The sequence below is a fragment of the Duffyella sp. Ts4 genome (assembly GCF_051851875.1).
In the GTDB taxonomy this organism is placed as follows: Bacteria; Pseudomonadota; Gammaproteobacteria; order Enterobacterales; family Enterobacteriaceae; genus Duffyella; species Duffyella gerundensis.
Genome location: NZ_JBLYPN010000020.1, coordinates 41,198 through 53,354 on the forward strand (window position 1 = coordinate 41,198; position 12,157 = coordinate 53,354).

The 12,157-nt window shown below is 55.3% G+C and carries 12 protein-coding genes; 1 reads left to right on the forward strand and 11 read right to left on the reverse strand.

The window, feature by feature from the left end; genetic code table 11:
- Positions 1 to 32: 32 nt before the first annotated feature.
- The 11 genes from ACJY2L_RS18795 to ACJY2L_RS18845 form a co-directional block, all read right to left on the reverse strand.
- On the reverse strand, positions 33 to 776 hold the full coding sequence (locus tag ACJY2L_RS18795; protein ID WP_439214340.1) for an aspartate/glutamate racemase family protein: 744 nt from the start codon (positions 774 to 776) through the stop codon (positions 33 to 35).
- Positions 763 to 1,473: a class I SAM-dependent methyltransferase gene (locus tag ACJY2L_RS18800; RefSeq protein WP_439214341.1), complete on the reverse strand. Its 711-nt coding sequence runs from the start codon at positions 1,471 to 1,473 to the stop codon at positions 763 to 765. The genes ACJY2L_RS18795 and ACJY2L_RS18800 overlap by 14 nt, the downstream gene beginning before the upstream one ends.
- A 15-nt stretch (positions 1,474 to 1,488) precedes the next feature.
- Positions 1,489 to 2,721, reverse strand: a complete 1,233-nt coding sequence (locus ACJY2L_RS18805) for a DUF711 family protein (protein ID WP_439214342.1) — start codon at positions 2,719 to 2,721, stop codon at positions 1,489 to 1,491.
- Positions 2,718 to 3,395, reverse strand: coding sequence for an NTP transferase domain-containing protein (locus ACJY2L_RS18810; RefSeq protein WP_439214343.1), 678 nt, complete (start codon positions 3,393 to 3,395; stop codon positions 2,718 to 2,720). The genes ACJY2L_RS18805 and ACJY2L_RS18810 overlap by 4 nt, the downstream gene beginning before the upstream one ends.
- Positions 3,385 to 3,774, reverse strand: a complete 390-nt coding sequence (locus ACJY2L_RS18815) for a hypothetical protein (RefSeq protein ID WP_439214344.1) — start codon at positions 3,772 to 3,774, stop codon at positions 3,385 to 3,387. The genes ACJY2L_RS18810 and ACJY2L_RS18815 overlap by 11 nt, the downstream gene beginning before the upstream one ends.
- On the reverse strand, positions 3,755 to 4,552 hold the full coding sequence (locus ACJY2L_RS18820) for an NTP transferase domain-containing protein (protein ID WP_439214345.1): 798 nt from the start codon (positions 4,550 to 4,552) through the stop codon (positions 3,755 to 3,757). Before ACJY2L_RS18820 ends, ACJY2L_RS18815 begins: the two co-directional genes overlap by 20 nt.
- Positions 4,549 to 6,384, reverse strand: a complete 1,836-nt coding sequence (locus ACJY2L_RS18825; RefSeq protein ID WP_439214346.1) for a glycosyltransferase family 25 protein — start codon at positions 6,382 to 6,384, stop codon at positions 4,549 to 4,551. The genes ACJY2L_RS18820 and ACJY2L_RS18825 overlap by 4 nt, the downstream gene beginning before the upstream one ends.
- Positions 6,385 to 6,597: 213 nt before the next feature.
- Entirely contained in the window at positions 6,598 to 7,494 is an 897-nt protein-coding gene (locus ACJY2L_RS18830; RefSeq protein ID WP_439214347.1) for an alpha/beta hydrolase, read from the reverse strand.
- A gap of 251 nt (positions 7,495 to 7,745) precedes the next feature.
- Positions 7,746 to 8,090 (reverse strand): hypothetical protein, encoded by a 345-nt coding sequence (locus ACJY2L_RS18835; RefSeq protein WP_439214348.1) that lies wholly within the window; start codon positions 8,088 to 8,090, stop codon positions 7,746 to 7,748.
- 42 nt (positions 8,091 to 8,132) lie between these two features.
- A complete protein-coding gene (locus ACJY2L_RS18840) occupies positions 8,133 to 9,473 on the reverse strand; it encodes a cation:proton antiporter (RefSeq protein WP_439214349.1) in 1,341 nt (446 codons plus the stop codon).
- A gap of 133 nt (positions 9,474 to 9,606) precedes the next feature.
- Entirely contained in the window at positions 9,607 to 10,821 is a 1,215-nt protein-coding gene (locus ACJY2L_RS18845; protein ID WP_439214350.1) for an MFS transporter, read from the reverse strand.
- Between the two features lie 94 nt (positions 10,822 to 10,915).
- Here ACJY2L_RS18845 and ACJY2L_RS18850 point away from each other — a divergent pair, with 94 nt between their 5' ends.
- Positions 10,916 to 11,899 (forward strand): LysR family transcriptional regulator, encoded by a 984-nt coding sequence (locus ACJY2L_RS18850; RefSeq protein ID WP_439214351.1) that lies wholly within the window; start codon positions 10,916 to 10,918, stop codon positions 11,897 to 11,899.
- Positions 11,900 to 12,157: the final 258 nt, after the last annotated feature.

A 12,157-nucleotide genomic window follows, 5' to 3' on the forward strand; every position in this document is an offset into this window, starting at 1 on the left:
AAAGAACGACTGGCCGTACTTACTGGCGGCCATTATGCCCATTTCTGATAGCCAATCGCTTCCAGCGACGCTTGCGCCAGCGACGCGTTTGAATCGACAATCTCCAGCCCCTGCCATACCGGGCTCCCCTTCAACAGACTCAATTCCGTACACGCCAGTATCAACGTAGTGACGCCGCGCGCCTCCAGCTGGCTGACGCAACCATAAAGCTGCGCCAGCAAGGGTTTTGGCACCCGGCGCGCAACTTTAATGGCGGCAATACAGTCCGAAACGATCTGCTGCTCTGAGCTGCTCAGCACAACGGTCGTGCAGCCGATTGCGGCAAGCGCCTGCTGATACAGGCCGCTGGCGCAGAGCAGTTCCGATCCCAGCAGCGCCACGCTGGCGGCTTTTTTGCGCACGGAGGATGCGGTGGCATCAATAATGCTAACCAGCGGAATGGCGCTGTTCTGGCTCCAGCGCGGCCAGAGAATATGCGCGGTATTGCAGGGCACCACCGCTACCGTGGCACCCATCTCCGCCAGCGTATCAATGGTTTCCTGGATCCAGGGCGAAGGATCGCGCTCGCCGAGCTGCAAATGGCGGCCACGGCTGGGGATCTTACTGTTGTTATCGATGATAAGCCGCGGGTATTCCCACTCTTTTTCCACTTTTGTCAGCGCGTAAAGCTGCTGACAGAAATCAAGCGTTGCCCAGGGCGCGACGCCCACCACACCCAGCACACCCTCATCAGCAGGCCAGCTCACGGCTGGATAAATGGGATCAATCCTGACCATGCTGTTTCCTGAAGCGGTAAAGGCGCAGGCGCGTTTCCGGATATTTATTTAACGGATGACCTTCAGGAAACATGTTGTCCTGTTCGATCAGCGTAAAGCCATGACGATCGAAGAGATCCTGATATTGCTGTGCCGTACGGTAAGTGGCGGAGTAATCCGTATTCAGATGGGCAGAAAAACGATTGTTAATTTCATAACGTTCGCCAACGCCGGTGCCGTCACGCAGTAAGATAATGCTCTCAGGCGTGGTGTGCTGCTTCAGATGCATAACCAGCGTTTCAGCCTGATCGTCATTGAGATAGATCATTAGCCCGGAAATGAACACCACCTCAAAAGGGTGGCTGCTGCGATAGGTTTCCGCAGCGGAGAGCACGAATTCCACGTTGGTTATACCGCGCTGCTGTACCTCCAGTTGGCCAATCTCCACCAGTGAGGCAGAGAACTCCACGGCGGTAATCTGTCGCGCGCCACGCTGTTGAAAACGAAACGTCCACTGACCGACACCGGCTCCTAAATCCAGCACGCTTTTTCCGGCAATATCCGGCAGCCAGCTAAAGACTTTTTGTGTCTCGTCGCGGATTTTGAGATCAAGATTTTGTGGATCCTGCTCAAGATTAGCGATGCTTTCAAAAGGCAACTGGTGATAGTACTGCGAACGACTTTCCCAAAATGCTTTTACTTTCTGCGAGTCTAACAATGATTTTTCCTCGGTTTAGTAGCGGTAGTTCCAGCGCCCGTTCTCCGCCGGAAAACTGACGTCGCTTTTATCGATCTGCATTACCCGGCTGTTGCACAGAAAATCGAAGTTGAATTGGGTCAGTTCGTTCACTTCTTTGCCAGGAATCGGTAGCAGGCGTACGCCCAGTGGTTTAGTCAGTCTGACAGCCAGCGCAGCAGTATCGAGAATGATGGCGGCGATATCTTCCGACAGCGTTGATCCGGGTACCGGCAGCATATCAAGCCCGCAGCCACACACCGTTGACCAGGCATTCAGCGTATCTACGCTCAGGGCGCGGCGATTATTAGCGCTGGCGAGCACATCATCTTCCAGTACTGAAAACATCACGCCGTTGAAGCCAACGGCCAGCGCGCCACTGCGTGCAACCGCCGTTTTAATGGCATTGGTCAAAATGCTGGTAATAAACAGTGAACCCTGGCTACCGCACGGACGGGCACCGAGGTTTTCCAGCAGCCGCCCGACCGAAATATTGCCATCGGGAAAAGGTGCCAGCGACGCATCCAGGCCGGCATAGTCGATGCCTGTAGCAGCCTGCAATTCCAGGCCGAAAGCATTAATTTCGCCGAGTCGGGTGATCAAACGGGCAATAAACTCGTCGGAAAACTCGCCTAAACTGCGCTTTTTCTGTCTGACGAGCTCGCTCAGTTCCAGAGCGATATCGGTGGTTTCCAGTGCAAAACTGAATTTCAGCGTGTCGCCTTCATGACGAGAAAACGGGAAAAACGGTGCGTTAGCCGGGCAACACAGTGAAGCGCCGACGCGGAAATTGTCGAAACCGTTGTTGCTGCGCTGCGCCACGTTAAGCATAAAACGCGCAACATCATGGCTGGCGCGGATATTGATGCCCTGCGCATCGGCCACCATCAGATTGAGAAACATCCGGGGCTGCTTAAACAGCGTGGCAAAAGCAGCATCCAGACGACGCTGATAGTTTTCACCCTGCGTCAAATCCACCGGCAGGCAGAACCAGCGACTGCCCAGCCGTTGTGCCATTTCGCTAAAAGAAGCCAGCCGCGCAGGCAGTGCAAACATCTCCTCTTCGTGCTCTTCGCGCAGCGGCGGCAGGGTCAAACGCAACGTGCGCAGCGGCCAGTTTCTTGCCGCCAGCTGGCGCTCAGCCAGGGCGCGAAAACGCTGAAGCTGCGGCTCAGCGCTGCCGGTATCGACCATATGCGCCGGAACGCCAAGGGTAATGGCGCGGATCATGGCTGATACTCCGTCTGAACCAGCCGCCAGTAATCGGCGATGCTGTTAATTTCACAGAAGGGATGGGTGCCAAGATCGTGAGCATACAGCGGTGAGTCTTCCTGGCAGGGCAGCGTCTGACCGGCAAACAGGTTACCGAAGCGCAGGCACTGCTTATGCCAGCTTTTTAGCAGTTCACGATCGCTGATTTTGAACAGGCCGATCGCTTCCGGATGCTGTGACGCGCGAATGGGCCCGCCGTAAATGTCGTTGACCTTACCCTGCGCATCCAGCTCGCAGTGCAGCGAGGTAAGCATACGGTTTTCCCGTTCTTCCGTAAGGATCAGATTGCCGCTGCGGTTATCCATCTCAGCGATCAGCGCGCCAGAGAAGAAGATATCGCCGGAAACCACATAGGTTGGCTCCCCAACCTGCGATAAGGCCAGGCCGAGGCTCATGGCGTTGTTGGTATTGGCCCAGTTCTCATTAATGACGTAATTAAGCTGTGGATAACGCTCCATAATTTGCAGCGCACCGAACCCCACCACTACGGTGATGTGCTTACCGGCAAAGGCCTCAATGGCCCGATCAAGAATGGTTTTCTGGCTCTGCGGATGGCGAATCAACACCTTGTTTTTGCCATCCAGCTGCAGGCTTTTGCCGGCAGCCAGAATAATGGCGTGATCAGCTTTCATAACCCAGCGCCTCCAGCGTTAACGCGCAGGCAGGAAGTGGCGCGATAAAATTATGCTTCACCGTTTTATAGGGATAGATGTCGCCGCTCAGCGCCCGGCGCGTCACATCGAGCCAGTCGAACTGGTGTTTTTCGCGCAGCGAGTGCAGCGGCACCGCCGGATAATCAAAACGCACCACCGGGACTCTTTTCAGTCCCAGACTTAACGCCACTTCCATCCGATGCTGGCCATCCAGCACCAGGTTATGATGTAAATCCAGCGCCAGCGGCTTGATCCATACACCTTCGCGTAAAATTTTCGTGCGCAGCCAGACGACGCGACGCGCGCTGAATTTTTCGATATGGCGCAAGGATGTCGGTTCAACAAACTCGATTTGCATGTGCTAATTCCTCAGTGCAAGACAGTAATTTTTTATAATCATCAACGGCATGCTGATAGTCAGCGGGCGTATTAAAGGCGCGGGCAAACCGGCGGGAGATATCAAGCGCCACGCAGGGCAACGCCTGGCGATGCGCCATCCACGGTGCCATGTAATATTGGTTGCAACCCTGCTTCAGGGCTTGCCTGCGCAGCCGCCGGTCGGCAGCGACCTCGTCAGGCGCCACGCTGAGCATGCCAACCATCTTGAACCAACCGTCAAAGGCTTCATCGTAAAGCGGCTGGTAGCTAATGCGATCGATAGTCAGGGCATCATCCACGACCTCAACGATGCCGCCGGTGAGCCCGGCGCTGTAGCGTCCGTGAGTGAGCCAGAAACTCCTTGAGCTGCCCTCAGCCTGATGAATCTGCGGCCAGGCGCGTGGATCGATTAAAATGTCGGTCTCAATAATGCTGTAGCCTCTTTCGGGAAAACGCAGGGCATTAACACCCTTTTCCACCGAGAGAATATTGACGTCTTGCGCATAATCACCATTGTGAACCAGCGTAATACCGGCGTCGGGATAAAAGCGATTAAGCCAGGCCTGCACCGCTTCCGCCTGATAGCCCGTTACCAGTACGATTTCTCGCTCACCCATTTTCAACGCCTGGGGCAGCAGCGTATCGAGCACGGCCAGCTCGCCAACCGGCAATAAGCATTTGGGGTAGTGCGCGGTTAGAGCCCCCATGCGGCTGCCCTGCCCGGCAACCAGAAAAATAGCAGCGCGTGACGCAATCACCCTTCTTCTCCTCTGAACGCTTGCTGAATAATCTCAGCAATTTCATGGCCAGCGCCACGTGGCGAAATATAAAGTTCATCACGCAGCACCTGTAGCCGTTTTTCACGGCAGGGATCGCGGTCATGGATGACGTTATCCACAAACTGCATGATTCCGGCGGCATCCGTCGCAATATCGTAAGCGTCGTAAATAAAAGCAGCGCTGCTATTGATACCCAGACAATTGGGATGAGTAAGATAGAGAATAGGTTTATGCGACGGTAAATACTCCAGCAGAAAAGAGCCGGGATTGGTCATTATCGCGTCGGATTGCGCAAAGGCATGGCTATAATCAGCAGAAAAATCCCAGCTGACGTGCGGATTATTCTCAGAGAAATCGATAAGCCGCTGAAAATTTTGCTGCGTTTCATCGCCACTGCCCGCCTGAAGGTCAACGTTTAAAAACTGTTTAAACATTGGGTGCGGACGAATAATCATATCGACGTCGTTGCGCGCCAGAATATCCAACATCGCCTGGGTGTGATAGTTAAAGGTTGACCACATTTTCTCATTGCCCGGAATAACAAAATGTGGGGTCCACAACAGCGTCTTGCGTTTGCCGGTGCTATTACGCGTTGCATCACTACCATAGCGCTCAACATAGCGATCAAATTTCGGATGGCCAGTCACATAGACATGCTGATTACCCGCTTCACAGTAGTGGCCATATTCTGCTTTGTGTCGTTCAGAACGTACGAATACCCAGCGGGCAAGATTGTGGCAGGGCAGATTATATTGATAGACACGATTCATATCGCCATCGCCCATATCCAGCCCATAGGGAATGTAGGCGATATTTACGCCATGCTGTTGGAGGTATTCACTGGTAAAACGGCTAAGGCGTGCCTCATCGTAAGGATTCTGCAGAAAAACGACGTGTGGGCGACGTTCGGTAAGCGAATAGTCTTGATAATCAACAAAATCGATGTTTTTGCCAGCCAGCAACTCGCGCTGTGCCGCGCAGTCATGGCCGGTATGACCTAATGCCAGGTGTGGTATAACCACCACCTGACAATCGAAATGCGCATTATTCTGCATCGCTTGCAGCACGCTTTCAAAATTCGTCCAGTTTGACGCCCACTGAAAATAGAAGTCGACTTTTATTTTTTCTTCACAGCGGCGCAGGGCTGAGGAGGTAATAACGGACAGCGGTTTATCAAACAGCGCGCGATAGTCAACATAACTGTTTTCAATATCACTTTTATTCGCAACCTGATATCCGGCATTGGGGAAAATACCTAACCAACGGTCACGGCGCATTAATTGATGCCAGCTCACGTCAATTGAAAAATAGCATGGTTTCCAGCCTTCCAGCAACTTCTGCGTGGCCTGCTGGAAATTATCCATCAAGATAGAATAATAGTGTTCATTCACCAGATAGGCGCAGGCACACCACGCTTTGTTCGCCTTAATGAGATAATCAACGCTGTTAAATGCGGTAACACTGTGGTAGTTAGCAGCCAGAAAGCCGACATCCCAGCTAATATTCTGTAGGGCTGTAAAATATTTATTCAGGCGATTTACCGTCGCTTCATCCTGATGAAACTCAATGTCATCTTCGAGGATCAGCACATTTTTCCAGTTATTCGCCTGCGCCATCTCCAGCGCACGAATATGTGACTTTGCACAGCCAATATAACCAGGAGTGTACTCTGTTGCTTCCAGACGAATAATTTTTTCGGCTGGAATACCGAGCTTTTTAAGCTGGCGGGCCATACGTACACGACGATCTTTGCGTTTATTCAGGTTGATATAAATCACCCGCTCGATCGTGTCCCAGTTAATTGGTGTCATGGTAGTCACAGGTCTGGTGAGGAAATTGAGTTACTTTTTTAATACGACACAATGAGCCATTTCTTAAATACACAGGCAAATAAAATAAAATTTAATCGATAAATCAGAAGAAGTGTTTGTCAATCAAGAGGATAGTTTGAGCAGAAAGAAATTAACGACGTAAGACGAAGGATAAACCGCTGGCGTGCATGTGCGCCAGGCGGTTAAACGCTATCAACGGTGGGCGCTGAGCCAGCTGGCGTAGACCTCATCCCATAGGGCGGCAGGCGTCCCGGCGCGACCCAGACCGAAGCCGTGGCCGCCACGCGAAATCTGTACCAGCTCCACCGGCACGCCCGCACGACGGCAGGTATCGCGCATCAGCAGCGTGTTATAGGGATTTGAGGTGTGATCGTCTTCCGCCTGCGCCAGAAAAGTGGGCGGGAACTGTTTGGTCACGTAATTTTGCACCGACCACTTTGCCTCTTCGCCGGGTTCGATATCCCGGCCAACCATCATCAAATGCGTATTGGTATGAGCATAAGGCGGCTCGAGGGTAATCACCGGATAGATCAGGCCGACGGTATCGACCCGCGGTACCACCATATCAAGATCGTCCTGCGGCGCGTAGGTAACAAAATCGGGCCGCGCGGCCGCCATGCCCAGCAGATGCCCGCCCGCTGAAAAGCCCAGCGCATGCACCCGGCGCTCCATCGAGCGTACCAGCCGGATTGCGCGCTGCGCATCCTGCAGCGGCGCCATATTACCAGCACGCCACTTCTCATGCGGCAGACGATAGCTCAGCACATAGGCGGTATAGCCGCGTGCGTTCAGCCAGTGTGCCACTGGCCAGGCTTCACCGCCCATGCCGATCCAGCGATAACCGCCGCCAGCAGCGATTAATACCGCTTCACCGTTGGGGTTCTCCGGCTGAAAGCGTTGAATCGTGGGGCTGACGATGTTCGACCAGGAGCCGTTCGTAGAAACGTGGAGCGCACCCGACGGGCCGCCGCCGCCGGGCGGATCGTCCGGCCAGAGGGGGATAATATTATTGCGGGCAAACAGCTTACCCGTGGTCATCGAAAGCATGGCGGCTCCGGTGCCCAAAATAAATTGACGGCGCGTAATCATCTTTTTCGGTTAACAAGTCGCTACAGGTTACGCCATACAACTGGCGCGCTCAGACACCCGATGCAAGGCCGGTGCCAGAAGCGAATTATCATATGGAAAGTCATCTGGCCAGCGGCCAGCGCGGATAAGACGTTATCCGGCTGCAAGGATAAACGAAACAGGATGGGCTTGTATATCAGCATGCGCGTTAGCAACGGTAACTCGCCCTGCTGGTCTGCTCTTCTGTGGTGCAGAAGAGCAGATGTTGCAGCTTAATCTGACGGCTGTGCCTGCTCCATGATCATCTGCTGGCACTGCTGATTATTGCTGCGCGCCAGTTTTTTATCATCATCGCTCAGCGACACCCAGCCTTGTGCCACTTCACCAGCCTGCTCTTTATCGAACGGCACGCTGTTCATAGCGTGTGGCGGCTGGCTTTGCGCGGTCATGCTTTCTAATTTCTGCACGTAGTTATCTACGCTGTCATCGCTCTTTTCACTGGCCACCAGCGTGCAAAGCTGGCTGGCATACGTGCTGGTTTGATCTTCATCATCAGCCACAGCATAACCGGATGCACCGAGCACCGCGGCGGCAATAAGCAGTTTTGTAAACTTCATCTGTCTCTCCTTCTCTGTTCAGAAAGCTCAAGGTTACCCGTTTTATTTGTCTTGCTGACGCGCACTGAGACGCGCAGTACGCCAGTTTAATAACGGCGTCACCGTAATACCATGCACAACGATGCTGGTCACTACTAAGGTGAGCGCCATATCGACCATCGTGCGCGCTTCTTCACCGCCCATGCCGTGTACCCAGGCGAAGGCGATGTAGTTGATACTGCCGATACCACGGATGCCCAACCAGCCAATCAACAGGCGACGAATCCTGGGCATACCGGTGCCGATGGTCGCCAGCCAGACCGCCAGCGGGCGCACAATGAAAAACAGGATCAGCGCCAGCAGCAGACCATAACTGTTCCAGTGATCTGCCAGCGTGATGCCCAGTACAATCACCATGCCCGCAGCCAGCAGGCGTTCGATGGTGTCGCCAAAAAACAGCGCGTCGCTGACCACCAGCCCAACGGATTTTACCAGCCCGCCATCGCCGATGATACGTACGTTCGGGTTGACCAGCTCTTCCGCCGGTGCGCAACGATCGTCTTCCGGCAGATGCTCAGCAGGCGCATTACGAATAAAGCCCAGCTCGGCACGTCGCAGCCCAACGCCAGCGGCAAAGGCGGCCAGGAAGCCGGAGGCGTCCATATATTGCGCGGCAGCGTAACTCAAGGCCATCAGCGCCAGCGCCAGAAAATCGTTGGGCGCGACATCCTTATTAGCATTGCGCAGATAGGTGGCGAGCACGCCAATCATGCGGCCAAGCAGGAAGCCCACCGCAAGCCCCATACCAATCGCCCAGATCACGTCGACAATCGCCCAGTGGGTGAAAAACTGCGCATCCGGCTGTTGACCGGTAAACAGCAACACCGCCAACAGCAGCAGCGGCAGTGCAGAACCGTCATTCATGCCCGCTTCGCTGGAGAGCGCAACGCGCAGTGAATCATCATCGCGCGCATCATTGACCGAAATCAGGCTGGCCAGCACCGGATCGGTTGGGGCGATAATGGCGGCAAAAGCCAGCGACAGCGGCCAGTTGAACGACGTCAGCGCATGAATAATCAGCGTCATGGCGCCTACGGTCAGCAACATTGCCGGAAAGGCGAGGCGAAAACCGACTCGCCAACTGTTATCCCGAAACGGCAAACGCAGCTTCAGGCCGGTAATAAACAGCGAGGCGGCCATGGTGATTTCGGTAATGTGTGCAGCCAGTTCAGGCTGCCCGATGATATCGACACGGGTTAAATCAAGCACCCAGGGACCAATAATAATCCCGGCGATAAGATACAAACCAAAGGAAGTCACTGGTCCTCGATGGATCCAGCTTGAAGACAACGACATTAACAATAACAGACCGCCGGTCAGGGCGGTCCACGCCAAAAATCCCATAACATTTCGCTTTTCAGAATAAAAATTAACTGCATTAAGCCTGGCACATTACCGGTTTGATGCAGAATTTCTGCTGACTTAAGATGGAAACAGGGCCAAAGCGTTATTTATTAGCGTTTCGTTTTTCAGCGGCTTAATCGTGCAAATGGCGGCTGAAAAGGCGCACCAGCAAACTCGCTGCCGCCGCCAGCGTCGCCAGCGTCACAACGCCGGTCCAGTGCCCGTGCTCCAGCGCAGCCGATCCCAGTGCGGCACCGGCGGCCATGCCGATAAACACCACGGTGAACAGCAGCGCGTTTAGCCGACTACGTGCCTCGGGCACCAGGCTGTAAATCAAGGTCTGATGCGCCACCAGCGTGGCCTGCACACCTAAATCGAAGCCGATGGCGCTGATCACAATCAGCGTCAGCTGACCGGCAGGCGACAGCAGCGGCAGCAGGAACATCAGCGCAAAGGCGATCATCACCAGCGACGCGCCATATTGCGTGACCCGCGCCGGGCCGACCCGATCGGCAAACATACCGGCCAGCGGCGCCGCCAGCGCACCGGCCGCCCCTGCCAGACCAAAAGCGCCCGCCACCGCGCTGTCGAGATGAAAATCGGCGTTAAGCATCAGCGCCAGCGTTGACCAGAAGGCGCTGAACGCCACCGAAAGCAGGCCCTGCGCCAACGCCGCACGTCGCAACGTCTGGTGCTCACGCCACAGGTGCCACATTGACGCCAGCAGTGACGGATAACTGACAGTGGTCGCCGGACGAATATGCGGCAGGATACGCCACAGCGCGACGCTGATCAGCAGCACGGTGGCTGCCGCCAAAAAGTACATGCTGCGCCAGCCAAAATATTCACCAACCGCCCCGCTGACCACCCGCGACAGCAAAATGCCCACTAGTAGGCCGGTCATTACGGTACCGACAATCTTGCCGCGCTGCGCTTCAGGCGCCAGCGTCGCGGCGGTGGGTACAATATCCTGCGCCACCGTTGCGGTCATACCGATCACGAAGCTGGCAATTAACAGCGCGTTCAGGCTGCCGGAAAAACCGCACAGCAGCAGCGCCGCCATCAGCATGACGCCCTTGATCAAAATAATGTTGCGACGATCGTGACGATCGCCCAGCGGGGCCAGCAGCATAATACCCAGCGCATAGCCCGCCTGCGTTAACATCGGTACGCTGCCCAGTGCGCTAATACTGGCGTGAAAATCGTCGCCCATAATGCCCAGCATCGGCTGACTGTAGTAAATCGACGCGACGCTCAGCCCGGCACCGGCGGCAAGCGTAAACACCACGCCAGCGGAAAGGGGATGTGGTGTAGCAGGCGTAGCGGACTCGGTAATATTGGCGCTCATGGTGATACTCCTCGTTGCGGTATGGCGCTATTAAACGGCATATTATTAATACGCGGTAGACCCGTGACAGACAGAACTGTTATACGAGAGGCGTATGAATACCCACTATGGCGGCGGTCCGGACCGCATTGAACTGATGCAGACCTTTATTCGCATTGTCGAAAGCGGCAGCTTATCCGCGGCGGCGATGCGGCTTAACACTACGCAGCCGACCATCAGCCGACGCCTGCAGGCGCTTGAGAAGCTGCTTGGGCTGAAGCTGATTCAGCGCACCACGCACGCATTCAAACTCACCGACGATGGCGAACGCTGTTACGCCCATGCCCGCCAGCTGCTGGAGACCTGGCATGCGCTGGCAGATGAGTTAACCGGTGCCAGTGACGATCCGGCGGGCACATTGCGCGTTCGTGCCCCGCACGCCTTTGGGCAGGATCAGTTGATTGCGCCGCTGGCGGAGTATCTGCGGCGCTATCCACAGGTTAACGTCGAGTGGATGCTGAATGACCATTCGCCCGACTTTATCGCCGACGGCGTTGACTGCGCGATTCAGGTCGGTACCCAGCTCGATCCGGCGCTGGTTGCCATCCTGCTGGCGGAGGTGCCACGCATTATCGTTGCTTCGCCCGAGTTGCTGGCGGCCCACCCATCGATTACCGAGCCAGAGCAATTAACCACTGTGCCGTGGCTGGCGTTAAGTACTTTTTATCGCAACGAAATTGTTCTCAGTCGCGGTGAGCAGGAGAAAGTGAACCTGGCGATTGCGCCGCGTCTGAGCAGCGACAGCCTGTATGCTATTCAACGCGCTGCCCGCTCCGGCCTTGGCATCGCCATCGTTTCCGCCTGGATCGTGCAGGACGATCTGGCCAGCGGCAAGCTGGTGCATCTGCTGCCCGAGTGGCAAGCCTCACCCCTGCCGGTCTACCTGATCTATCCGTGGGCAAGTTATTATCCGGCGCGCCTGCGCACGTTTCTGGCGATGATGAAAGCGGTGATGCCCGGCCTGACCGGCACCCAGGCAATTAGGTTGGGGAGCCAGGAGGGCCGCCTGGCAGACGGCTTGTTTAACAGCAGGGCGTGAGTTTGGTTCTGCCTTGCAGGCTGGCCTTTAAGGTCAACGTCTTTAAGGTCAACGTCTTAAGGTCAACGTCTTAAGGTCAACGTCTTTAAGGTCAACGGCCATTTCGTTCTGCCCTTCGGGCCGCCCGAGCAGGGGCGGCATGCGCCCCGCCCCTGCACCCCGGCTATCCGGCAAACACAACCGCCCGCCACAGGCGGGTACCCTCGTCGGTTCACATTTCTTCACGGACCGCTCGCGATTCGCTCCTGCTCAGCGCTC